The sequence below is a fragment of the Massilia sp. TSP1-1-2 genome (assembly GCF_049896185.1).
Classification (GTDB): Bacteria; Pseudomonadota; Gammaproteobacteria; order Burkholderiales; family Burkholderiaceae_D; genus Telluria_A.
Map to the genome: position 1 here is coordinate 1 of NZ_JAFCTU010000002.1, position 23,408 is coordinate 23,408.

General features: G+C 61.1%; 25 protein-coding genes. 5 read left to right on the forward strand and 20 right to left on the reverse strand.

Going from position 1 to position 23,408, the window contains the following annotated elements; genetic code table 11:
* Positions 1–88: 88 nt before the first annotated feature.
* The 3 genes from ACP7BV_RS01960 to guaB all read right to left on the reverse strand — a co-directional run bounded on the left by ACP7BV_RS01960 (position 89) and on the right by guaB (position 4,135).
* The gene (locus tag ACP7BV_RS01960; RefSeq protein WP_426100977.1) at positions 89–382 is read right to left on the reverse strand and encodes a hypothetical protein; all 294 of its coding nucleotides are present in this window, start codon (positions 380–382) and stop codon (positions 89–91) included.
* Between the two features lie 595 nt (positions 383–977).
* Entirely contained in the window at positions 978–2,588 is a 1,611-nt protein-coding gene (gene guaA, locus ACP7BV_RS01965; protein ID WP_426100979.1) for a glutamine-hydrolyzing GMP synthase, read from the reverse strand.
* An 83-nt stretch (positions 2,589–2,671) separates the two neighbouring features.
* Positions 2,672–4,135: an IMP dehydrogenase gene (gene guaB, locus ACP7BV_RS01970; protein WP_426100981.1), complete on the reverse strand. Its 1,464-nt coding sequence runs from the start codon at positions 4,133–4,135 to the stop codon at positions 2,672–2,674.
* 154 nt (positions 4,136–4,289) lie between these two features.
* Here guaB and ACP7BV_RS01975 point away from each other — a divergent pair, with 154 nt between their 5' ends.
* Positions 4,290–4,820, forward strand: coding sequence for a DUF4124 domain-containing protein (locus tag ACP7BV_RS01975; protein ID WP_426100983.1), 531 nt, complete (start codon positions 4,290–4,292; stop codon positions 4,818–4,820).
* A 28-nt stretch (positions 4,821–4,848) separates the two neighbouring features.
* Here the strand turns inward: ACP7BV_RS01975 and ACP7BV_RS01980 are convergent, their stop codons facing one another.
* Positions 4,849–5,136: an RnfH family protein gene (locus ACP7BV_RS01980; RefSeq protein WP_426100985.1), complete on the reverse strand. Its 288-nt coding sequence runs from the start codon at positions 5,134–5,136 to the stop codon at positions 4,849–4,851.
* Positions 5,129–5,560 (reverse strand): type II toxin-antitoxin system RatA family toxin, encoded by a 432-nt coding sequence (locus ACP7BV_RS01985; protein WP_426100987.1) that lies wholly within the window; start codon positions 5,558–5,560, stop codon positions 5,129–5,131. The genes ACP7BV_RS01980 and ACP7BV_RS01985 overlap by 8 nt, the downstream gene beginning before the upstream one ends.
* 63 nt (positions 5,561–5,623) lie before the next feature.
* Between ACP7BV_RS01985 and smpB the strand changes: the two genes are divergently transcribed.
* Entirely contained in the window at positions 5,624–6,073 is a 450-nt protein-coding gene (gene smpB / locus ACP7BV_RS01990; protein ID WP_426100989.1) for an SsrA-binding protein SmpB, read from the forward strand.
* Positions 6,074–6,084: 11 nt separating this feature from the next.
* Here the strand turns inward: smpB and ACP7BV_RS01995 are convergent, their stop codons facing one another.
* From ACP7BV_RS01995 to ACP7BV_RS02005, 3 genes are all read right to left on the reverse strand, one after another.
* Positions 6,085–7,284 (reverse strand): multidrug effflux MFS transporter, encoded by a 1,200-nt coding sequence (locus ACP7BV_RS01995; RefSeq protein ID WP_426100991.1) that lies wholly within the window; start codon positions 7,282–7,284, stop codon positions 6,085–6,087.
* 116 nt (positions 7,285–7,400) lie between these two features.
* Complete coding sequence (gene lepB, locus ACP7BV_RS02000) at positions 7,401–8,081, reverse strand: signal peptidase I (RefSeq protein WP_426100993.1); 681 nt, start codon at positions 8,079–8,081, stop codon at positions 7,401–7,403.
* A 431-nt stretch (positions 8,082–8,512) separates the two neighbouring features.
* On the reverse strand, positions 8,513–9,319 hold the full coding sequence (locus ACP7BV_RS02005; protein ID WP_426100995.1) for an SDR family oxidoreductase: 807 nt from the start codon (positions 9,317–9,319) through the stop codon (positions 8,513–8,515).
* Between the two features lie 177 nt (positions 9,320–9,496).
* On the opposite strand from ACP7BV_RS02005, the gene ACP7BV_RS02010 reads away from it, so the two are divergent.
* Both ACP7BV_RS02010 and ACP7BV_RS02015 read left to right on the forward strand, forming a co-directional pair.
* Positions 9,497–9,937, forward strand: coding sequence for a hypothetical protein (locus tag ACP7BV_RS02010; protein WP_426100997.1), 441 nt, complete (start codon positions 9,497–9,499; stop codon positions 9,935–9,937).
* A 27-nt stretch (positions 9,938–9,964) separates the two neighbouring features.
* On the forward strand, positions 9,965–10,510 hold the full coding sequence (locus ACP7BV_RS02015) for a hypothetical protein (RefSeq protein WP_426100999.1): 546 nt from the start codon (positions 9,965–9,967) through the stop codon (positions 10,508–10,510).
* A gap of 342 nt (positions 10,511–10,852) precedes the next feature.
* Here the strand turns inward: ACP7BV_RS02015 and ACP7BV_RS02020 are convergent, their stop codons facing one another.
* The 5 genes from ACP7BV_RS02020 to ppsA all read right to left on the reverse strand — a co-directional run bounded on the left by ACP7BV_RS02020 (position 10,853) and on the right by ppsA (position 15,986).
* Positions 10,853–11,638: a hypothetical protein gene (locus ACP7BV_RS02020; protein WP_426101001.1), complete on the reverse strand. Its 786-nt coding sequence runs from the start codon at positions 11,636–11,638 to the stop codon at positions 10,853–10,855.
* Positions 11,639–11,796: 158 nt separating this feature from the next.
* Positions 11,797–12,018, reverse strand: a complete 222-nt coding sequence (locus ACP7BV_RS02025) for a hypothetical protein (protein WP_426101003.1) — start codon at positions 12,016–12,018, stop codon at positions 11,797–11,799.
* A gap of 7 nt (positions 12,019–12,025) precedes the next feature.
* Positions 12,026–12,943, reverse strand: coding sequence for an SPFH domain-containing protein (locus ACP7BV_RS02030; RefSeq protein WP_426101005.1), 918 nt, complete (start codon positions 12,941–12,943; stop codon positions 12,026–12,028).
* A 27-nt stretch (positions 12,944–12,970) separates the two neighbouring features.
* A complete protein-coding gene (locus tag ACP7BV_RS02035; protein WP_426101007.1) occupies positions 12,971–13,393 on the reverse strand; it encodes an NfeD family protein in 423 nt (140 codons plus the stop codon).
* Between the two features lie 160 nt (positions 13,394–13,553).
* A complete protein-coding gene (ppsA, locus tag ACP7BV_RS02040; protein WP_426101009.1) occupies positions 13,554–15,986 on the reverse strand; it encodes a phosphoenolpyruvate synthase in 2,433 nt (810 codons plus the stop codon).
* A 175-nt stretch (positions 15,987–16,161) separates the two neighbouring features.
* Here ppsA and ppsR point away from each other — a divergent pair, with 175 nt between their 5' ends.
* Positions 16,162–17,010, forward strand: coding sequence for a posphoenolpyruvate synthetase regulatory kinase/phosphorylase PpsR (gene ppsR, locus ACP7BV_RS02045; RefSeq protein WP_426101011.1), 849 nt, complete (start codon positions 16,162–16,164; stop codon positions 17,008–17,010).
* A 142-nt stretch (positions 17,011–17,152) separates the two neighbouring features.
* On the opposite strand, the gene ACP7BV_RS02050 is transcribed toward ppsR, so the two are convergent.
* Genes ACP7BV_RS02050 through lpxD form a run of 7 tightly spaced genes read right to left on the reverse strand, consistent with a single transcriptional unit; the run spans position 17,153 to position 23,377 of the window.
* Positions 17,153–18,352, reverse strand: a complete 1,200-nt coding sequence (locus ACP7BV_RS02050; protein WP_426101013.1) for an EAL domain-containing response regulator — start codon at positions 18,350–18,352, stop codon at positions 17,153–17,155.
* 52 nt (positions 18,353–18,404) lie between these two features.
* Entirely contained in the window at positions 18,405–19,190 is a 786-nt protein-coding gene (locus ACP7BV_RS02055; protein WP_426101015.1) for a TrmH family RNA methyltransferase, read from the reverse strand.
* Positions 19,187–19,882 carry a ribonuclease HII gene (rnhB, locus tag ACP7BV_RS02060; RefSeq protein WP_426101017.1) on the reverse strand — a complete coding sequence of 232 codons (696 nt, stop codon included), beginning with the start codon at positions 19,880–19,882 and terminating at the stop codon, positions 19,187–19,189. The genes ACP7BV_RS02055 and rnhB overlap by 4 nt, the downstream gene beginning before the upstream one ends.
* Entirely contained in the window at positions 19,879–21,042 is a 1,164-nt protein-coding gene (gene lpxB, locus ACP7BV_RS02065) for a lipid-A-disaccharide synthase (protein WP_426101018.1), read from the reverse strand. The genes rnhB and lpxB overlap by 4 nt, the downstream gene beginning before the upstream one ends.
* The gene (gene lpxA, locus ACP7BV_RS02070) at positions 21,026–21,814 is read right to left on the reverse strand and encodes an acyl-ACP--UDP-N-acetylglucosamine O-acyltransferase (protein WP_426101020.1); all 789 of its coding nucleotides are present in this window, start codon (positions 21,812–21,814) and stop codon (positions 21,026–21,028) included. Before lpxA ends, lpxB begins: the two co-directional genes overlap by 17 nt.
* Positions 21,814–22,329: a 3-hydroxyacyl-ACP dehydratase FabZ gene (fabZ, locus tag ACP7BV_RS02075; protein ID WP_426101022.1), complete on the reverse strand. Its 516-nt coding sequence runs from the start codon at positions 22,327–22,329 to the stop codon at positions 21,814–21,816. Before fabZ ends, lpxA begins: the two co-directional genes overlap by 1 nt.
* Positions 22,319–23,377 (reverse strand): UDP-3-O-(3-hydroxymyristoyl)glucosamine N-acyltransferase, encoded by a 1,059-nt coding sequence (gene lpxD, locus ACP7BV_RS02080; protein WP_426101024.1) that lies wholly within the window; start codon positions 23,375–23,377, stop codon positions 22,319–22,321. The genes fabZ and lpxD overlap by 11 nt, the downstream gene beginning before the upstream one ends.
* Positions 23,378–23,408: the final 31 nt, after the last annotated feature.

Genomic DNA, 23,408 nt, shown 5'->3' on the forward strand with positions numbered 1-23,408 from the left:
CTATCGCCATCGAGAGAATCGTTCGAAGCCCAGGAAGCCCGGCGTAAAACCACACAAGAAGATGACTCAGAAAAACTGTTGAAATGTCTTAACTTGGGTGGATTGCTTCGCTGTCGGGATTGCCGTGCTTGACGACTTCTTCCACCGAACCGGTTGTTTTTAAAAAATGCAAATTAGGCGTCGCAACGCTCCAGAGTTTGTGTGCATTCTGCAAGCCGGAAAAAACAAACAGCAATCCGAGTAGCAGATAGAGGCCACCGGCCAGGGCACGGAGTATTTTTCTGATATTCATACGATAAGCAGAAGCATAACCCGGAACTCCCGGAACAGCATCCATTACTTGGTAGCTTGCTAAACAGCAGGGCCCATCGCGCTTGTGCATTCAGTGCGCGGGGCGAGTTAATCCACTGCGCAGAATTGGTCGCGCAAACGAGCGCGCTTCAACCGGGGCCACGCTTCCCGTTTGTCCGTAAGGGGAAAGCGATTAAGGGCAGAAGGCTATATATCGCAACGTCGAAAGATATCGCTGTTGCCACGGACGTTCTGTAATGTAGGTTACCTTAGAACGTTTGCGCCGTCCGTACCGGACTGCAGCACGAAGACATAAAGCCTATCGCGGTCGGCTACCTTGAACGCCTTATCGCTTGGCTTGAGATTTTCAATTTGACGTCGGTAAGCATAAGGTTTACCTCTTGATACCATCAATGAAATTTGGCATTTTTACGCCATTATTCCTCAAAAAAACAGAGACTTAGTGCATTTCGATTCCATCATTGCGCCCGAATCACTGTGACGCATCAATTAATTTCGATCGTACGTCGGGTAGGTCGTACACGCTTAGGTACTATCGGGCGCGCCTGCTCGCCAATGCCTGCAATTGCCAGACCTCGATTCCCAAAAAGCAAAAAGCCCCTGGAAAGTCAGGGGCCTTGGAGTCGGATCTTGCGCGGAGCCGCGCTAGGTTGCCGGACTAAGGATCATTCCCACTCGATGGTCGCCGGTGGCTTGCCCGAAATATCATAAACCACCCGGTTAATGCCCCGCACTTCGTTAATGATCCGATTCGACACCTTGCCCAGCAAACTATGCGGCAAGTGCGCCCACTGCGCCGTCATGAAGTCGAGCGTCTGCACCGCGCGCAGCGCCACCACATACTCGTACGTGCGCCCGTCGCCCATCACGCCCACCGATTTTACTGGCAAAAACACGGCAAACGCCTGGCTGGTCGCTTCATACCAGTTCTTCGGCGCCTCGCCGACGTCAATGCTTTCCAGCGCAGGCAATTCGCACGGCGTATTGCGCAGCTCTTCAATAAAGATGGCATCCGCGCGGCGCAGCAGGTCGGCAAAATCCTTCTTCACCTCCCCCAGAATGCGCACTCCCAGACCCGGGCCCGGGAACGGATGGCGATACACCATGTCATGCGGCAGCCCGAGCGCCACGCCCAGCTTGCGCACTTCATCCTTGAACAGTTCGCGCAGCGGCTCGAGCAATTGCAAGTTCAATGTTTCCGGCAGCCCGCCCACATTGTGGTGGCTCTTGATGGTCTGCCCCTTCTTGCCCTTGCCCGCGCTTTCGATCACGTCCGGATAAATCGTGCCCTGTGCCAGCCATTTCGCATTGCTCAGCTTGGCCGCTTCCACCTGGAACACTTCGACGAACTCGCGACCGATAATCTTGCGCTTGGCTTCCGGATCGGCAACGCCCGTCAAGTGACCAAGGAACTGTTCTTCAGCGTCGACGCGGATGACTTTCACGCCCAGGTTCTTGGCGAACATGTCCATGACCATCTTGCCTTCGTCGAGGCGCAGCAGGCCATGGTCGACAAACACGCACGTCAGCTGGTCGCCAATCGCCCGGTGGATCAGCGCCGCAGCCACGCTGGAATCAACGCCGCCCGACAAGCCCAGGATCACGTCATCGGTGCCAACTTGCTGGCGGATCTTCTCGACCGCTTCCGAGATGTAGTCGGGCATGTTCCACTCCGACTTGCAGCCGCAAATCTCATGCACGAAGCGGCCCAAAATTGCCTTGCCCTGGCTGGTGTGCGTCACTTCCGGATGGAACTGCACTGCATAAAAGCGGCGCTCTTCGTCGGCCATTGCAGCCACCGGGCAGCTGGGTGTGTCGCCCATCAATTTGAAGCCTGGCGGCATGTCAATCACCTTGTCGCCATGGCTCATCCATACCTTCAGCATGCCGTGGCCTTCGTCGGTGACGAAGTCGTTGATGCCCTTGAGCAGCGCCGTATGGCCGCGCGCGCGCACTTCGGCGTAACCGAATTCGCGCACGGCGCCCATCTCGACCTTGCCGCCCAACTGGGCCGCCATGGTTTGCATGCCGTAGCAAATGCCCAGCACCGGTACGCCCAGTTCGAACACGGCTTGCGGCGCGCGCGGCGATTCGCCGTCCAGCGTGGAATTATGGCTGCCCGACAGGATCACGCCGGCCGCGCCATAGTTGCGTACGAACTCGTCGCTGACATCATGCGGAAAGACTTCGGAAAACACGCCGGCGTCGCGCACACGGCGCGCGATCAGCTGGGTAACCTGGGAACCAAAATCGAGAATGAGGATTTTTGAGTGCATGAGGGCGCTATGGAAGTGGTAACTGAAAACTGAAGGCATATACGCAACGCGGCGATCTGGTCGCCGCGCTGCAACTGCACTATTTATTCGCCCGAACGGTAGTTCGGCGCTTCTTTGGTGATCTGCACGTCGTGCACGTGCGATTCGCGCATGCCGGCTGAGGTGATCTCGACAAACTCCGCTTTTTCACGCAGTTCGTCGATCGATGCGCAACCGCAGTAGCCCATCGACTGGCGCACGCCGCCAACCATCTGGTAAATGATCGCCAGCACGCTGCCCTTGTAGGCAACGCGCCCTTCAATACCTTCAGGCACAAACTTGTCGGCCTTGGCCGAGGCGTCCTGGAAATAGCGGTCGGCCGAGCCGTCGGCCATCGCGCCCAGCGAACCCATGCCCCGGTACGATTTGTACGAGCGGCCCTGGTACAGGATCACTTCGCCCGGCGCTTCTTCGGTGCCGGCAAACATACTGCCCATCATGACCGACGATGCGCCCGCCGCCAGCGCCTTGGAAATGTCGCCCGAGAAGCGAATGCCGCCGTCGGCAATGCACGGCACGCCGGTGCCGGCCAGCGCTTCGGCCACGTTTGAGATCGCGGTAATCTGCGGCACGCCCACGCCGGCAACAATGCGGGTGGTGCAGATCGAGCCAGGGCCGATGCCAACCTTGACCGCATCGGCGCCGTATTCGACCAGCGCCAGTGCTGCCGCCGCAGTGGCAATATTGCCGCCGATGACGTCAATCTGCGGATACTTGGTCTTGATCCAGCGTACGCGGTCCAGGATGCCTTGCGAGTGGCCATGCGCGGTGTCGACCACCAGCACGTCCACGCCGGCGGCCACCAGCAGGTCAATGCGTTCTTCGTCGCGCGCGCTCACGCCCACGGCCGCGCCCACCAGCAGCTTGCCGTGCGCATCTTTCGAGGCAAACGGGTGCTCGTGCGACTTTTGAATATCCTTGACGGTGATGAGGCCGCGCAGTTCGAATTCGTCATTGACGACCAGCACGCGCTCAAGGCGGTGCTTGTTCATCAAGCGCTTCGCTTCAGCCGTGTCGGCGTCTTCCTTGACATACACCAGCTTGTCGCGCGGCGTCATCTTGGCGCGCGCTTCCGCGTCGAGCTCTTCTTCAAAACGCAAATCGCGGTTGGTGATGATGCCGACTACCGTCTTGCCTTCCACCACAGGAAAGCCGCTAATGCCGTACTGCTCCGTTAAGGCAATGACGTCGCGAATCTTCATCGTCGGCGGGATCGTGATCGGATCGCGCAAAATGCCAGCCTCAAAACGCTTGACTCGCGCCACTTCCCGCGCCTGGTCCTTGGGGGACAGGTTCTTGTGGATGATGCCAATGCCACCTTCCTGCGCCATGGCAATAGCAAGGCGCGCCTCGGTCACCGTGTCCATCGCGGCGGAAGCCAACGGAATGTTCAAGGCGATATTGCGGGTCAGGCGAGTTTTGAGGGAGGTGTCGGCTGGCAAGACGTTGGAGTAAGCCGGGACGAGCAGCACATCATCGAACGTGAGTGCTTTCTGAAGTAGACGCATAGCATTTTCCTATTGGCGCAAAAGCGAATTATACAGAAGTTCCACCCTGCCGTCTCCCCAGGGCCTCAAAACCGCCTTTATTCGATCTGCACCGTTGACCGCGCGCCGTATTCACGGTTAAATCGGGCATTAGATAACGCACGGAAAGATTCACATGAACAACTCGAACATCTTGCGCGGCTTGCAACTTATTGCTGGCGGCGCCCTGCTCATCGTTGCCAATCTGAGCCATGCGCAATATGCCTGGATCGATGCCAAGGGCATGAAGCAGTTTTCAGACCGTCCACCGCCGCCGGGCACGCCGCAGAAAAACATCCTGCGGGGGCGCAATATGGCCACCGCATCCGGTGCAGCACCCGCACCAGCAACAGCAACAGCAACAGCACCAGCGGCGGCGGCGCCTGCCGCTGCCACTAAAGTCGCGCCGCCGTCGCTCGCCGAGCGCGAAGCCGAATATCGCAAGCGCAAGACCGAACAGGTGGAATCGGAAAAGAAAGCGGGCCTCGAGGCGGAAAACGCCAAGGCCAAGGCTGCGGCCTGCACTTCCGCCCGCCAGGCCAAGACGCAGATCGACACGGGCGCACCGATCCGCGAGGCCAACGCAGAGCGCAGCTGGCTCGACGACAAGCAGCGCGCGGAGCGCAAGGCGGCCGCCGAAAAGAGCATCGGCGAATTTTGCGGCTAGGCAGTCACAGGCGCCGTCAAGCGCACAGTCAGGCCGGCTTGTTGCCGACCCGCCTGCGCCGCGAATCCTTCGGGTCCGCCACCAGCGGGCGGTAAATTTCAATCCGGTCGCGCTCGCGCAGCACCGTCTCCAGCGGCCGTTTCTTGCCATACAAGCCGACTGCCTGCGTCGCTAGGTCGATGCCAGGAATGTCCTGCAGCACGCCGCTCTGTGCAATTGCCTGCTCGATCGTCGTCCCCTGCGCCACTGTCAGGTCACAGAAAAATTCGCGCAACGCGGTCGCGTAGCAGACCTGCACCTTGATCAACTCAGCCATACACCGTCTCGGCCCGTTTGCAAAAGGAATCGACCATGCTGTTGGCGATCACGCCAAAGACTGGCCCGATCAATTGTTCGAGAAGCATGTTCGAAAACTCGTAATACAAATCGAATTCCACCTTGCAGGCGTCGGCGCGCAGCGCCTTGAAGGTCCAAGTCCCGTCCATGGTTTTGAAAGGGCCATCCACAAGCTTCATCTTCATTTGGGTGGGCCGGCTGTTATGGTTGCGCGTGGTAAAGCTCTGGTTCACGCCATGAAAGTGGATGGCCAGGCACGCGACCAGCGTATCGGCATCCCTTTCGAGTACCTTGACCCCACCGCACCACGGCAGAAACTTGGGATAATCTTCCACTTTGGCGACCAGGTCGAACATCTGTTCAGCGCTATAGCCGAGAAATACTGTTTTGTGCACTACTGCCATTGTTCAACCGTTTGCTATGATGTTGGTTATTAGTTTACCTGAACCCCACATTCTAGCCATTTCATGAGCATTGCTGACAATAAAAAAGCTTTTCACGACTACTTCATCGAGGACCGCTGGGAAGCGGGCATCGTCCTCGAAGGTTGGGAAGTCAAGGCCATCCGCGACTCGCGGGTGCAAATCAAGGAAGCTTACGTCGTCGTGCGCGGGGACGAGTTGTTCCTGTTCGGTGCGCACGTGAGCGCACTGGCGACCGCCTCCTCATTTACCCATCCGGACGCGGTACGCACGCGCAAGCTGCTGCTGCACCGTGCCGAACTGGAAAAGCTGATCGGCAAGGTCGAGCGTTCCGGCTACACGCTGGTGCCGCTCAACCTGCACTTCAAGGGCGGGCGCATCAAGTGCGAGATCGGCCTGGCCAAGGGCAAGAAGCAGCACGACAAGCGCGCCACCGAGAAAGAGCGCGACGGCAAACGCGAAGTTGCCGCCGCCATGAAGACGCACGCGCGCTAAGCGGTCGCGGCTTATGCCGCCACGCGTGCGAGCGGGCGCGCCAGCAGCAGGCTCAGGCGCCAGCAAATGAAGCTGGCCACCAGGCCGGCCAGCACGCCGCACGCCAGCTTGAGCGCGCTGTCGAACAGCATCGGCGCGACCAGGCCTGACACCAGCGCGAACAGCGTCATCTGGATAAACGAGAGCATCGACGCCGCCAGGCCGCGATTTTCCGGAAACAGCCCCAGCGCGCTAACCTGGATCGCGGGCATCGCCACCGCCAGTCCAAAGGTGTACAAGCCCAAGGGCAGCACCGCCCACGGCACGGCGGCCACGAAGGCCGCGTTGTAGGCCACGCTGAGCGCACCGGCGGCGCCCATGATGCCAAAGCCGAGCCACATCATGGTCGACGGTGCAATCCTGGAAGCCGCCTTGGCGCTCCAGGCCGAACCGATCGTCATGCCGCCGATCATTGGAATGAACAGCCAGGCGAACGCCGTTTCCGGCAGCTTCAGGATCACCATCACAAAATTGGCGGCCGAGCCGATATACAGCGATAACCCCCCGAAAGCCAGCCCGACCGCAGTTGCCAACAGCAAAAATTCCGGGTTGCGCAGCACCTTCAGGTAGTTGCGGGCAATGGCCACGCCGTGAAAGGCGTGGCGCTGTTCGCGCGGCAAGCTCTCCGGCAGCCAACGGTAGACGAGCACGATCATCAAGGCGCCAAAGCTGGCCAGGAACAGAAAGGTCGAGCGCCAGCCGAACGTGACGTGCAGCCAGCCGCCCAGCACCGGCGCAATGGCGGGCGCCAGGCCGAACACCATCATGATGTGCGACATGATCTTCTGCGCATGCGCCTGGTCGTGCGCGTAACGGTCTTGCACGATGGCCTGGCCGATGACGGAACCGGCGCCGGCAGCCAGGCCCTGCAAGGCGCGGCATGCCAGCAGTGCGCCAAAGGTGGGTGCGAACACGGCGCCCAGCGACGCTGCGGTGTACAGCGACAAGGCGACCAGGATCACGGGGCGCCGGCCGAACGAGTCGGACAAGGTGCCGTAAAACAGCATCATGAATGCAAACGAGAACAGAAAAACGCTCAGCGTTTGCTGCACCGCCAGCGGGCCGACCTGAAAGTCACGCCCGATGGCGAGGAAAGAAGGGAGATAGGTGTCGATTGCCAGCGCGCCCACCATGCCCAGACAGGCGAGAATTACCGTTAACAATCTTTGCATCCGCGCAGCCCCAAAATAAACGGTTGCGCACAGCGCGGCAAACCGAAGAGCAGGATTTTAACGCTAATTCTCTTTTGCTACTTGGGTTTGCTACCTAGGTTTGCTACTGAGGTTTGCTACTGCGCCTGCGCGCCGAGCTTCTTGCCGAAACGATCGCCGCGCGGCATCCAGTTGCCTTCAATATCAGCCGACACCAGCACCCGCACCGCGCGCCCGATCAACAGTTTGCGCGGCACCAGGCCAATGTAGCGCGAGTCGGCACTGTTGTCGCGATTGTCGCCCAGCATCATGAACTTATCTGGAGGAATAGTGATGGGGGAAAAATCGCGACGCGCCATGATCGATGGCAGCAACTGAATTTGCTGATGGCGCTCGCCGATGGTTTCGGTCACGCGCTGGGCGGGCACGGACTTGCCATCGCCCATGGATTCCATGACTTCGCCGGTCTGGACATAGTTGGCGCGCTGGCCGTTGATGATGAGATGTTCATTGCGCATCTCGACTACGTCGCCGGGCAAGGCAAGCACGCGCTTGATCAGGCGCGTGCCGTCGGTGGGCGACGAAAACGTGACCACGTCGCCGCGCTGCGGCTCGCCAGTGCGCGCCAGCACCACGTCGGTGAGGGGCACCTTGACGTTGAAGGCGAGGCGATTGACGAAGACGACATCGCCTTCAAGCAAGTTGGGCCGCATGGAGGCCGTCGGGATGGGGTTCCAGTCCGCAACCGCCGTGCGAAACAGGCCGAACAGCAGAAGGAAAGCGACAAAGCCTTTGTTGGCCCGCACCCAGTTTTTCATGACGTCTCCAAGTCGTTAGTGGTGACCCTTTTATACGCAGGCAGACTTTGGAGATGCTTAAGCTGGCGCTACATCCTTACCCGCCGAGCAGCCCCTACATCGCCCTCGCGCGCGGGGACCCATAGAACCGACGAGTCACGGATAAATTTATAGGAGCCAGTCACTGTAACGCATTGATTCGAATGCAACTATTGGCATCCGCTCTATCGGTCCCCGCCTGCGCGAGGACGATGTCGTTTTCGTTTTCGGGTTCGCAAACTTCGCGACTTCTTTTGGGCCGGCTGATCTCAGCCCGTTTTACTACACCCTTGCACGCGTCGGTGCGATGTTGTTCTCTTTTCGGTTCGCAAGCTTTTCGATTTTTGTCGGGCCGGCTGATCTCAACGCGCTTTACTACGCCCACGACCGCAAAGCCGGTGCAGGGTTGCATTTTAATGCGGCTTGGCTTCGTCCTTGACGGCAGCAAGCGCCATGTCCTCAATCATCCCCGGCGCCAACAGTTTCAGGAAGCGACCGAGCTTGCCTTTGGCAGTCATCACGACCTCGCGTTTGCGCCCATGCATGCCTTCCAGGATCAAGCGCGCGCACTCCTCCACCGGCATTGCGTCATCTTCCTTCAGGCTGCTCGAACCAAGCTCCCCGCCGGCGGCGTTGTAGCCGCGATGCCGAATGCGGGTCGCCACCACACCGGGAAAGGCCGTCGTCACGCTTACGCCCGCCCCTTTCAGTTCAACCCGCAGGCATTCGAAAAAGCCGGTCATCGCAAATTTGCTTGCCCCATAGGCCGAGCGGCCTGGTACGCCTACCAACCCCGCCAGCGACGACACGGCCACGATGCTGCCCTTGGCCGCTTTCAGGTGCGCCAGCGCGGCGTGGGTGCACCAGACGCTGCCCCACAGGTTCACGCGCATCAAGTCCTCGTACCAACCCAGGTCGGTAACCTCCTCGAACAGCGCGTGCGCCGAGCGCCCGGCGTTGTTGATCAGAACGTCAATGCGCCCGAAACGTTCCACTGCGGCCGCCACCAGGCGCTTGCAGTCGTGCTGCACCGACACGTCCGTTTGCACCGCGAGCGCCTGTGCACCCAGCGCGGTGCAGTCGGCGGCAACTGCGTCGAGCAAATCCCGGTTGCGCGCCGCCAGCACCAGCGCGACACGCGCGCCGTCTGCGGCGGCCAGCTGGCGCGCCATTTCGGCGCCGATGCCGTCGGAAGCACCGGTAATGATCACGACTTTCATGGCTGCCCTCCTGGTTTTCAAGAGGCAATATTAGCACTGAAGCCTGCCTGATTTTCCAGCAAATGCCAACGGGTCAATTTTGCCGAAAATCAATAAATTACTTTCTATTACGAAACATTTGCTCTACAATCATTTGCGATGGTTTGATACCATTTTTGATCAATAAAGGACCAATCAATGTTCCAACGCCGCCTGCTCACGCTGTGCCTGTTCCTGGGAGTGCTCTCGCTCACAGGCTGCGCCAGCCAGTCGAAATCCATGCTGTCGCCGGGCACCGACCTTAGCACGATCAAAACCGTGTATGTCGTCAAGCAGCCCAAGGATAACAAGGACATCGATGACTTGATCAAGACCAATCTTGAAAAGCGCGGCTTCAAGGTGATCAAAGGGCCGCAATTGTCCAGCCCCTACCCCGCCGATGCTGCCGTGACCTATGTCGACCGTTGGTACTGGGACCTGACGATGTACCTGATCGAATTGACCATCAACCTGCGGGACCCGCAAAGCGGTTTTCCACTGGCGATGGGCAACGCGATGCACACCTCGCTGAACCGCAAGTCGCCCGAGCTCATGGTCGACGAAGTAGTGACCAATATGTTGACCGCTCCAAAACAATAATTACACCACCACTAAAAGAGACAAAAAATGCACATCAAGAAAATCGTCGGCGCCCTGTTCCCTGCCGCAGCCCTGGCTGCCACCCTGGTCCTGGGCGGCTGCGCCAGCCCCGTCACCAGCACCGCGATGGTGCCAACGGCCGTCACGACGACCAACCACCATGCAGCATCGGTCTCGGTGAGCACCGGCGGCGGCGCTGAAACCAACCCGATGTGGAAGTCGCAAATCAGCGACGCCGACCTGAAGCAGGCACTGGTATCCAGCATCAACCAGAACAAGACGTTTTCCAGCGTGGTCGAAGGCAAAGGCGGCAAATACAACCTGAACGTCGCCATCTTCAACCTCACCCAGCCAAGCTTTGGCCTGTCGTTCACCGTGGGCGTTGAAATGGGCTGGACCCTGACCAACGCCGCCACCGGCGCGGTCGTATGGCGCGAGTCGATCAAGTCCGAGCACACCGCCGGCGCCACCGATGCTTTCGCCGGCACCACGCGCTTGCGCATGGCTACCGAAGGCGCAGCGCGCAACAATGTGGCACTGGGCCTGGCCAAGCTGTCCGCTTTGTCGCTGTAAAGCGCGCGGCCGTGGCCGCAAATAAAAAACGCCAGCGCGGCATTGCCGCGCTGGCGTTTTTATTTGGGCGATACTTATTGGGTCGAGCAGAAAAAACGGAAAAAATTGGGCGCTAAGCGCTGTAGCGACATTCCGGGCCGAAGCGCCACATCGGTGGCTAGGCGCTTGCGTTAAGCCAGGCGGGCAGCTCGGGCCGCCGCTGCAAGCCGGTTCCGGGAGGCCGGCTCCCATCGCGGATACAGCATGCCGGCTCACGCCTGCTTCGTGACACGCCCGGCACTGCCCCCATGGTGGCAGTCGTACCGATTGCAGACTGACGGGTTCGCAAAACAGAACGCGGTGTTAAGGCTGCTTTGGCGCTGCTGCAATTGGTACTGCCGTGCGTGCCGCAACGGCGAGCTTGCCGTTGAACTGGGCGTCGATCGTTGCCGGAAGACGGGTGATTTTTCCCACATCATAGTTCATCATCGTTGCGATGATGGCACCAGTCACGGCGCCGGCCGCGGCCCCACCGGCAATAGCCTGGCGGTTATAGGCTGCAGGCCCACTGGCCACGCCATCGAGTGTCCCCTTGGCCATCGTGGCGGCAAACCCGGAGACGCTGACGAGGCGGGTTACAGGGTCAAGCACAACGTTCGTGTTTTCGCAGTTTGCGCTCGCCGGATATGGGACGGCGGGCGTTGCCACGTTGGCGACGTACGCATAAACCTGCGGCGCAGTTGCCGAATCGCGCGGCACGAAAATGCCACCGTCAAAGGTCATGTGGGTCCCTGGACCGGATGGCTTGCTCATCAGCGCCGGCTGGCCGAGGAACACTCCGCCGGGAGAAGCACGGTAAAAGGTGCCTTCGGCGCTTTCACGCTCCGAAATGTAAGGACCGCGTGCCAGGCGCGTGACCCAGACTATTTTGAATAAGCCTTTCGCCTCCGTCGCCACCAGCTCGTCCGACAAGTTGATGCAGCTCAGCTTGACCGGCGCGCCCATTTCAGCCGGCTTGATACGTTCTCCGGCGCATCCACCGAGCATGAGCATCGCGGCGACGACGGTTGACAGGCCGGACAGCGTCGAGTGGTTCTTCACGCATGTCATCATGGTGGTTGCGCCTTTTGTATGAATGTTATAAAGCAACTTACCACCTGGACAAATTGCACGCAAGAATTTTTGTATATTGACTCACCTTATCAAGCTGCGAAGATGCGGCCGCTACGTGATCCTAAAAATAACTGAAATGGCTTAGCGCCCGATTCTTTCACAATGCTGTGTGTTCCCCGTATTGGGCGATCCACTCAGTCGTGCCGAAACCAGTACAGCGCCCCGCACAGCGCAGCGCCCGCCGCATACAGCACCCAGGTCTCGGACACCGCATACGGATACACCATCAGCACCACGCCGATCAGCATCACGGCCATGTTCCCGGTTCTTTTCCCGTAGCGGAAGGCCGCAAAACCAATCAGCCCAAACAGCAAGGCGCCGAACAGGTAAGCGCCCGATGGCAGCGACAAGTCCAAGCGGTTCCTACTTCTGCACTTTAACGATCTGCATCGCGCTGGCGATCAAGCCGCTGATGTCCGACAAATTGGCCGGCACGATGATCGAGTTGTTGGTCTTGGCCAGCTCGCCGAAGGCGTGCACGTACTGCTCGGCCACCTTCAGGTTGACCGCGTCATGCCCGCCCGGTTCGGCAATCGCGCCGGCGATCTGGCGCAATGCGTTGGCGTTTGCCTGGGCCAGCGCGATGATCGCTGCGGCCTGGCCTTCGGCGCGGTTGATCGAAGCTTGCTTCTCGCCTTCGGAGCGGGCAATGGCCGCCTCGCGTTCGCCCGTGGCGATGTTGATCTGCTCCTGCTTGCGCCCTTCGGACGCCGCGATCAAGGCGCGCTTTTCGCGTTCCGCCGTGATCTGCGCCTGCATCGAATGCAGGATCGACTCCGGTGGCGTCAAGTCCTTGATCTCGTAGCGCAGCACCTTCACGCCCCAGTTCGCGGCCGACTCGTCGATCGCGTTGACGATGGTAGTGTTGATGTGGTCGCGCTCTTCGAACGTTTTGTCGAGCTCCATCTTGCCGATCACCGAGCGCAGCGTGGTTTGGGCCAGCTGCGTGATGGCGGCCAGATAATTCGACGAGCCGTACGAGGCGCGCATGGCGTCGGTGATCTGGAAGTACAGGATGCCGTCGACCTGCAGCTGCGTGTTGTCGCGCGTGATGCACACCTGCGGCGGTACGTCGAGCGGAATCTCTTTGAGGATGTGCTTGTAGGCGATGCGGTCGATGAACGGGATTACGATGTTCAGGCCAGGGGCCAGCGTGGCGTGGTATTTCCCCAGCCGTTCAACGACCCAGGCATGCTGCTGCGGCACCACGTTGATGGTCTTGAATACGAATACCAGCGCAACGATGAACAGGACGATCGTCGATATGCCCAATGCTTCCATTTTTTGCCTCTTTCAGTGTGTTGTATGTCAGGTGTTGGCGACGATCAAGCGGCTGCCCTGCACTTCGACGATGCGAAAAGTGCCGGCGCCAGCGATGGCGCCCGGTGCCAGGTCCAGGTCCCATTGCGCGCCGCGGTACATGGCGCGCGCCGTGCCTTCGTGCCAAGTGTCCACGTGCAGGGTCTGGCCGATGTCGAGCATCACGTTGGGGTCGCGCGCGGCGTTCTGTTTGAGCGGCCGGCCAAAGCGGCTACGGTGCAGCAGGCCCGTGGCGGCCACGCCCACCACGGCGGCGATGGCGATCTGCGCGGGCGGATTCATGCCGAACATGGCGGCTAGCGCGCCTGCGCCCATGCCGGCGGCGATCATCAAGAGGTAAAAGGTGCCAGTGAACATTTCAAAGATCACCAGCACGCCGGAAAAAGCCAGCCAGATCATCCATTGTTGCATGCCAGTCTCCTCAAATTGAATCTTGACGTGATCCTAGCGGGTTGGCGGCTGGTGTCAATGTTTTTGTTGTCATTCCCGCCAGACAAACGCAAGTAGGGCGGAATGCGCGCTTTGCGCTTTTCTGCGGGGGCGCCGAGCCCCTACGGGAGCAGTCTCTCTTTTAGATCGCGGCCAGTTTTTGCCAGGTATCGATCACCGAATCGGGATTCAACGACATCGATTCGATCCCTTCGGCCATTAGCCACGCTGCAAAGTCAGGATGGTCCGACGGCCCCTGACCGCAAATGCCGATGTACTTGCCCTGCTCGCGGCAAGCCTTGATCGCCATCGACAGCAGCGCCTTGACGGCCGGATCGCGCTCGTCAAAGTCAGCGGCCAGCAGCGCCATGCCCGAATCGCGGTCCAGGCCCAGCGTCAGCTGCGTGAGGTCGTTCGAGCCGATGGAAAAACCATCAAAGAACTGCAAGAACTCATTGGCCAGAATCGCGTTCGACGGCACTTCGCACATCATGATCAGACGCAGGCCGTTTTCGCCGCGCTTCAAGCCATTTTTGGCCAGCAGGTTGACCACCTTCTCGGCCTGGCCCAGCGTGCGCACGAACGGCACCATGATCTCGACGTTGGTCAGACCCATGTCGTTGCGCACGCGCTTCATGGCCGTGCACTCCATTTCGAACGACTCGGCAAAGTCGGCCGACAGGTAGCGCGCCGCACCACGGAAACCGAGCATCGGATTTTCTTCGTCCGGCTCGTAGCGCGAACCGCCAATCAGCTTTTTGTATTCGTTGGACTTGAAGTCCGACAGGCGCACGATGACAGGCTTGGGCCAGAAGGCCGCTGCGATGGTGGCAATGCCTTCGGCCAGCTTGTCGATATAAAACGCCTTCGGCGACGCATGCCCGCGCGCGACCGATTCGACCGCTTTCTTCAAGTCCGCGTCGATGTTCGGATACTCGAGAATCGCCTTTGGATGCACCCCGATGTTGTTGTTGATGATGAACTCAAGGCGGGCCAGGCCCACGCCGCCGTTCGGGATCGACTGGAAGTCGAACGCCAATTGCGGGTTCCCGACATTCATCATGATCTTGGTGGCGATCGGCGGCAGTTCGCCGCGCGCCGTTTCCGAAATTTCCGTTTCCAGCAGACCGTCGTAGATCATGCCCTCGTCGCCTTCGGCGCAGGACACCGTCACCAGCATGCCGTCTTTCAGCGTTTCGGTGGCGTCGCCGCAACCGACCACCGCCGGCACGCCCAGTTCGCGCGCGATGATCGCCGCGTGGCAGGTACGCCCGCCGCGGTTGGTGACGATCGCCGAAGCGCGCTTCATGACCGGTTCCCAGTTAGGGTCGGTCATGTCGGCTACCAGCACGTCGCCCGGCTGCACGCGTTCCATTTCGGACGGGTCGTGAATCACGCGCACGCGCCCGGCGCCGATCTTCTGGCCGATCGCGCGGCCGTGGGCCAGCACCGTGCCGGTGCCCTTGAGCTTGAAGCGGATCTGCGCGTCGCTCGCCTTTTGCTGCGACTTGACCGTCTCTGGACGCGCCTGCAGGATGTACAGCTTGCCGTCGCGGCCATCCTTGCCCCACTCGATGTCCATCGGACGGCCATAGTGGTTTTCAATGATGACGGCGTACTTGGCCAGTTCGACCACTTCGGCGTCGGTGAGCGAATAGCGGTTGCGCATCTCGATCGGCACGTCGACGGTTTTCACCGAACGGCCGGCTTTCGCCTCATTCGTAAATTCCATCTTCAGCAGCTTGGAGCCGATATTGCGGCGAATGACAGGCGACTTGCCCTGTTCGAGCATCGGCTTGTGCACGTAAAACTCGTCGGGGTTGACTGCGCCCTGCACTACCGTCTCGCCCAGGCCGTAGCTGGAGGTGACAAAGACCACGTCCTTGAAGCCGGACTCGGTGTCGATGGTGAACATCACGCCGGCCGCGCCAAGGTCGGAACGGACCATGCGCTGCACGCCGGCCGACAAGGCCACTTCGGCGTGGGTAAAGCCCTTGTGCACGCGGTACGAAATGGCGCGGTCGTTGTACAGCGAGGCAAATACGTGCTTCATGGCTTCGAGCACGTTGTCGATGCCGACCACGTTCAGGAACGACTCCTGCTGGCCCGCAAACGAGGCGTCCGGCAAGTCTTCGGCGGTGGCCGACGAGCGCACCGCGAACGACATTTCGGTCTCGGAATCGGCGACCAGGCGCGCGTAAAAGGTGCGAATTTCCTGTTCCAGCTTGTCCTGGAACGGCGTCTCGACGATCCAGCGGCGGATGTCGGCGCCGGCGGCGGCCAGCGAACGCACGTCGTCAATGTCCAGGCCTTCAAGGCGCTTGGCGATGCGATCGGCCAGCGACGCGCCGCCGTCCACCGCGTGGGTCAGAAAATCGCGGAAGGCTTCGGCCGTGGTGGCAAAGCCGCCCGGCACGCGCACGCCGGCGGCGGCCAGCTGGCTGATCATTTCGCCGAGCGACGCATTCTTGCCGCCCACAGACTCCACATCGGTCATCCGGAGCGACTCGAAAGGCGCGACGTAGACGCCCGTGCGATCCGGCTCCTTGTATGCTGCAGTAGACAAACTTGTCATGATAAACACCCTTACTATTGATAGAAATCTTTGCGCGAGGCTGGCTGACTCTTCTTGTTATTCTTTGTATGGTGCAGCACAATTACGTACGTTAAAGAGCATTTTACAGCCTGTGCCGGGAATTTACACGGCACAACCTTGAATCATTGGCAGCATTGAAACACACCGGACACATATGACTTCAGAAGTACGCGCTCCCCTTCCCACGTCGGCCCGCACGGTGTTTTTTGTCTCGGACGGCACCGGCATCACCGCCGAGACCTTCGGGCACGCCGTGCTGACCCAGTTCGACCTGCGCTTTCGCCAGGTGCGCCTGCCGTTCATCGACACGCTCGACAAGGCGTATGACGCGGCGCGCCGGATCAACGACACCTTCGCCATCGACAACCAGGCGCCGATCGTCTTTTCGACGCTGGTGAAACCCGAGCTGTCGGACGTAATCCGCAAATGCAAGGGCATGCACATGGACTTGATCCAGACGTTTGTTGCCCCTCTGGAGCAGGAACTGGGCGTCAAGTCGACGCACACGATTGGCCGTTCGCACAACATTGTCGACAGCGAGGAGTACAAGAACCGGATCGAGGCGATCAACTTCTCGCTCGCGCACGATGATGGGCAGTCGCACAAGAATTTGTCGGCGGCTGATGTGATTTTGGTGGGCGTGTCGCGCTCGGGCAAGACGCCGACCAGCCTGTACCTGGCGATGCAGTACGGGATCAAGGCGGCCAACTATCCGCTCATTCCCGACGATTTCGAGCGCGGCAAGCTGCCGTCGTCGCTGCCGCCGTTCAGGGCCAAGATTTTCGGGCTGAGCATCACGCCGGAGCGGCTGTCGGAAATTCGCCATGAGCGGCGCGCGGGCAGCAAGTATGCGTCGCTGGAGAACTGCCGCTACGAGGTCAACGAAGCGGAGCTGATGATGAAGCGCGAAGGCATCCGGTGGCTGTCGTCGACCACCAAATCGATCGAGGAAATCGCCACCACGATCCTGCAAGAGATCAAGCCGGACCGGCGCGAATACTAGCGGCCAACACCCGTTGTGGGGAGAGTACATCGCACTGCCACGGGCCGTAGGGCGGAAAAGGGCGTGCCCGCATTCCGCCATGCGTTTCGACGGCGCTTGTCGGAATGCGCCTGCGCTTTTCCGACCTACTCCGTAGGCAAGGCTAATCAAAAAACTGTGTCCACTCCTCCAGCCACGCGGGAAACGCCTCGGCCTTCATCGGCCGCGCGATATGGTAGCCCTGCGCATACGTGCACCCCAGCCCCTGCAAAAAGTCCCAGTCCTGGCGCGTCTCCACCCCCACCGCGCACGATTCACGGTCCAGGCTTTTGGCCAGCGCCAGGCAGGAACTGAGCACCGTGCCCAGCCCCCGCTTGCGCGAGGCGCCGTCGACAAAACTGCGGTCGATCTTGAGCTCGGTGAACGGCACGCGCGCCAGCAACTGCAAATTGGAGCGCCCGGTGCCGTAATCGTCAATCGCCAGCCCGTAGCCGATCATGCGCAGCCTGACCAGTCGCTCCAAAAAGCTGGGGTCATTGGTCAGCACCGACGATTCAGGCATCTCGAACGTCAGGTACCTGGGCGCGACCTGGTGCCGCTCCACGCAGGCGCTGATCTGCTGCATGAAGGCGGGATGGGCCAGCGTTTCGGGCGCAACGTTGATCGACACTTCCACGGTCAAGCCCTGGTCATGCAGCTCGCGACAGCGTTCGACCGATTTTTCGATCATCCACCAGTCGAGAAAGTCGATCCGGTTATTTTCTTCCAGCGCGTCGATGAAGGAACTCGGCCCCAGCACTCCATGGTCGGGATGCACCCAGCGCGCAAACACTTCCAGCCCCTTGACGTGCCCCGTTTCAAGCGCGATCTTGGGTTGGAAATACGGCTCGAACTGGCGCTCCTGCAAGCCCAGGCCGACCTGGGCGAACGTGAAAATGGGCACCGGCGCGCGCCGTGACGGCGCCGGCGGCGGCGCGTAATGCCCGATCAACTCTTGCAGCGCGGCGCCGTTGACCGGCTTGGCAAGCGTGCCGAGCAGCTCAAGCCCGTAGGCTTGGGCCATGGTTTCAATGGAAAACAGCAGCATGCTCTCGAGCTGGCCGATGATGATCACGCGCGCGCGGCAATTCATGGCCGCCAGATGGCGAATCAGCTCCAGGCCGTCCATGCCGGCCAGTCCCAAGTCGACAATGGCGATGCTGACCGGCGGCGCATAAGTATCATGGAAACACTTAAGGGCGGAGTTGCCGTCTGACACTTCCGTGATCTGCGTCGCCCCCAGCGTGGCCAGCATGTCGCATAGCGACTTGCGCGCCCGGGTTTCGCCTTCCGCCACCAAAAAATGCAAATGCGCGATATCCATCTTCACTCCAGGAAAGACACACCTTCGAGCGTACCAGATATGATCAGAACGTCTACATCTGTTTTTGGCGCAACTGTTCGAAAAAGCAGACCGCCGCGCACGCGGCCACATTGAGCGATTCGATCTGGCCAAGATGAGGAATGACAAGCTGGTTGCTCGCCAATGCTAGCAGATCGTCGGCAACTCCTTGCCCCTCGTGACCAAATAACCACGCAACAGGTTGACGAAGATCAACTTCGTACAAACGTGTCTTGGCGTAACCGCTGGTGGCCAGCACCGGTACCCCCGCCGCGCCGATCAGCGCCGCCAGGTCGACATTTTCATGGATCTCGACCACGAAATGGGCGCCCATGGCAGCACGCAGCACCTTGGGCGACCAGCAAAAGGCCGTGCCCGTGCTGCAAAACACCTGGGTAATGCCGGCCGCCGCCGCGCTGCGCAAGATGGACCCGACGTTGCCGGGGTCTTGCAGGTTGTCGAGCAAGACGGCCGAGCCTTCCAGCGCGGCCGGCAGCGCCAGGACGGGCGTGTCGATCAGGAACATCAGCCCGACGCCGTGCTCGACTTGGCTAAGGGTGTTGTACAGCGCGTCGGGCATGACGGTGCAATGCGCGTGCGCCGCTTCGCACTGGCGCACGATGGCCTCGACTTCCGGATTGGCCAGTGCGCTGTCGGCAATCAGGCAGTGGCGCGGCGCGCCGCGCATGGCCAGGTAGGACTGGCACAGGTGCACGCCGTCAAGCAGCGTCTGGCCGGCCTTGCGGCGCGCCTGCGAGCTGCCCGCCAGGTGCTTGAGCTCTTTATAAAACGGATTGTCGCGCGAGGAGACCGGTTTCATGCCGCTTCCTCCAGGTCGCCGAAGTCGAACGCCATCGACGCGCCCAGGTAGGCGTCGCCCGGCGCCACCGGCAGCACCGCGCGCACCGGCGCGAACGAGCGCCGGTGCACGGGGCAGGCGCCGTGTTCGCGCAGGCGTTGCAGGTGCAGCGCCGTGCCGTAGCCCTTGTGCTGGTCGAAGCCGTATTCGGGGTATAGCGCGTGCAGGGCCACCAGGGCAGCGTCGCGCGCCGTCTTGGCCAGGATCGAGGCGGCCGAAATGGCGTGCACCTTGTCGTCCCCTTCGACGATGGGAAAACAGCGGATCAGCATCGCCGGGCTGCGGTTGCCGTCGATCAGGGCGATGGTGGGCACCGTCGCCAGCGCCTCGACCGCGCGCCGCATCGCCAGCATGGTCGCCTGCAAGATGTTGATGCTGTCGATTTCCTCATGCGAGCATTCGGCAATCGCCCACGCCAGCGCATGCTGCTTGATCAGCGGCGCCAGTTCGCCGCGCCGCTCGGCGCTCAGTTTTTTGGAGTCGCGCAGCCCGTCGATGGGGCGCCCGGGATGCAGGATCACGGCGGCCGCAAAAACCGGCCCGGCCAGGGGGCCGCGCCCCGCTTCGTCAACACCGCAGACCACATCGTCCGGCGTGAACGGATACGCGTTTTTCTTTAGCCCGGGATAAAAATTGATCTTCTTCTTGGTCATGGTCTCGACTCGGTGATGACGCGCAGGACCGCCGCCGCGCTCTCGTGGGCGCTGTTGCGCAGCAGGCTATGGTGCATGGCCGTGAAGCGCTGCACCAGGCTGGCGCGATTCGGCGCGTCGTTCAGCTGGTGCCACAGCGCGTCGGCCAGCGCCTGCGGGGTGGCGGCGCCTTGCAGGAATTCAGGCACCACGAATTCGCGCGCCAGGATGTTGGGCAGGCCAATCCACGGCTGGTAGCCCATGTGCTTGATGATCTGCCATTCCAGCGCCATGACCTTGTAGGCGATCACCATCGGCTTTTTGAACAGCGCCACTTCCAGCGTGGCCGTGCCGGACGCCACCAGCACCGCGTCCGCCGCTGCAATGGCATCGTGCGACTGGCCGTCGATCAGGTCAATCTTGACGTCTTGCAGGCCGGCCTGCTTGACCAGGTCCGTGAAATAGGCGCGCTGGCGATCGCCCGCCATCGGCACCACGAAGCGCAAATCAGGGTCGCGCTGCACGAGCAGCTTGACCGTTTGCACGTAGGGCGCGGCCAGGTATTTGAGTTCGCCCATGCGGCTGCCCGGCATTACGGTGACAACCCGTACGTCGGCCGGCAGGCCAAGCCTGGCGCGCGCGCCGGCCTGGTCTGGCTGCAGGGGAATGACTTCAGCGAGCGGATGGCCGATGTACGTGACCGGCACCCCGGCCTTGCGGTAGATCTCTTCCTCGAACGGAAAAATCACCAGCATGTGCGAGACCGACTTGATGATTTTCTTGATGCGCCCGCCGCGCCAGGCCCAGATTTGCGGGCTCACAAAATGCACGGTCGGGATGCCGGCGGCGCGCAGTTGCTCCTCTAACCCGAGGTTGAACCCGGGATAGTCGGCGCCAATGAACACGGCAGGCCGATCGGCCAGCAGGCGGTCACGCAGCGTGTTCTGAATGCGTTTGAGCTCGCGGTACTTGGGAATGACGGCCAGCAGGCCGCGGATCGACAGCTTGTCCATCGGGACGTCCGACACAAAGCCTTGTTCGGCCATGCGCGGCCCGCCGATGCCATGAAAGCGCGCTTCCGGCAAGTGCGCTCGCAGGCCGACCAGCAGGCGCGCGGCGAGCAAGTCGCCCGACACTTCACCGGCGACCACGGCCACCGAAATGTCAGCGGACGATGCCACGGGTGGCGACACCTAAAAAGTCCAGCATGGCGCCCACATCGGCGGCGCCTTCGCCGCCCTCTTGCTGCTGCACCGCCAGCGCGGCGCGGGCTTCTTCGAGCGTGAGGCCGTTGCGGTAGATGCTCTTGTAGGCGGCGCGGATGGCGTCGATTTGCGCGCGGGTGAAGCCGCGCCGCTTGATGCCTTCAATATTCACGCCGCGCGCGCCGGCCGGGTTGCCCGAGACGAGCACGAACGGCGGCACATCCTGTGTCAGGCTGGTGTACATGCCGATAAAGGCATGCGCGCCGATCTTGCAGAACTGGTGCACGCCGGCGTAGCCCGACAAAATGGCCCAGTCGCCCACTTCCACGTGCCCGGCCAGCTGCGCATTGTTCGAGAAAATCGTGTTGCTGCCAACCTGGCAGTCATGCGCCAGGTGGACGTAGGCCGAAATCCAGTTGTCGTTACCCAGGCGCGTGACACCCTGGTCTTGCGCGGTGCCGGTATTGAAGGTGCAAAATTCGCGCACCGTATTGCGGTCGCCCACTTCCAGCCGGGTCGGCTCGCCGTTCCATTTTTTATCCTGGGGCGCCGCGCCAATCGACGAGAACTGGAAGAACTTGTTGTCCCTGCCGATCGTCGTATGGCCTTCGATGACCACGTGCGGCCCGACCACGGTCCCGGCGCCGATCGAGACATGCGCGCCGACGATGGTGAAAGCGCCGATTTCAACGCTCGAGTCGAGCTGCGCCTGCGGATCGACGATCGCGGTGGGGTGGATCTTTGCCATCACGCCCCCGCTGGCTGGCTCGCGTCGACCGTGCTGCGGATGGTGCACATCAAGTCAGCTTCGAGCGCGATGGCGCCGTCGACCGAACCGACGGCCGAATACTTCCAGATGCCGCGCGAGGTGCGCACGATCTTGACATCCATCTTGAGCTGGTCGCCGGGGCCCACCGGGCGCTTGAAGCGCGCATTGTCGATGCCGACAAAATACACGACCGAATTCTCGTCGGGCGAGACGCCCATGGTCAAAAACGACAGCAGCGCGGCCGTTTGGGCCAGCGCTTCAATCATCAACACGCCCGGCATGACCGGCTTGTGCGGGAAGTGGCCGTTGAAAAACTCTTCGTTGGCCGTCACGTTCTTGATCGCCGTGATCGACTGGTTCGCTTCCCAGGTCAGCACGCGGTCCACCAGCAGCATCGGGTAGCGATGCGGCAGCAGCGCCTTGATCTGGCAGATGTCGAGGGTTTTGCTGTTGTTGCCGTTGTTGGTGGCGTTGCTGGTGTCGTTAGTTGTCATTTTTTTGTTCTGTCAGTGTCTTGAGAGTTTTTTCCAGCGTGCGGATCTTGTCCCGCATGGCCGCCAGATTGCGAACGATAGCCGCACTTTTTTCCCACTCGGCGTTTTTCGCCAGTGGATAAAATCCTGTGTACTGCCCCGCTTCGAGGATCGAGCGCGAGACCATGCTGCCCGACGAAATATGCACATGGTCGGCGATCGTCAGGTGCCCGAGCACCATCGCCGCGCCGCCAAAGGTGCAGTACTTGCCGATCTTGGCGCTGCCGGCCACGCCCACGCAGCCGGCCATTGCCGTATGCGCGCCGATCACGCAGTTGTGGCCGATCTGGATCTGGTTGTCGAGCTTGACGCCGTCTTCGAGGATGGTGTCGGCCAGCGCGCCCCGGTCGACCGTGGTGTTGGCGCCGATATCGACGTCGTCGCCGATCATCACGCGCCCGGTCTGCGGGATCTTGATGTAGACGCCGCCCTCGTTGGCAAAGCCGAAGCCGTCGGTACCGATCACCGCGCCCGAGTGGATGATGCCGCGCGCGCCGATCTGGCAGCGCGCGTGGAACGTTACGTTGGCAAACAGGTGCGTGCCTTCGCCAATGACGGCGCCGCGCCCGATAAAGCAGCCGGCGTCGATCACGGCGCCCTCGCCTATCTGCGCGCCGTCTTCGATCGTCACGTGCGGCCCGACGTGGGCGCTGGCAGCAACCACGGCAAGCGGCGCCACGCTGGCCGAAGGGGCGACGCCGGCCAGCGGAACAAACGCGTCCAGCGCGGCGAAATACTGCGCCGCGCGGGCAAAATACGCATAGGGATTGTTGGTGACGATGCGCGCGCCTTGAAACGTCGCGCCCACGACTTCGTCGTCCGCGCTCGACAAAATGAGCGCTGCGGCGCCGCTTAGCGCGGCCTGGGCGCGCATTTTGCTATTGCTCAGAAAGCTGAGGTGCGAGGCGCCGGCTTCCGACAGCGGCGCAATTGCGCTCACTTGCGTATTCGGATCGCCCGCCAGCTGACCGCCCAAGCGGTCGACCAATTCACCTAGTCGAGTGCCCATGCTGGTCTTTCGTGTGGTGGTAAAAATGATG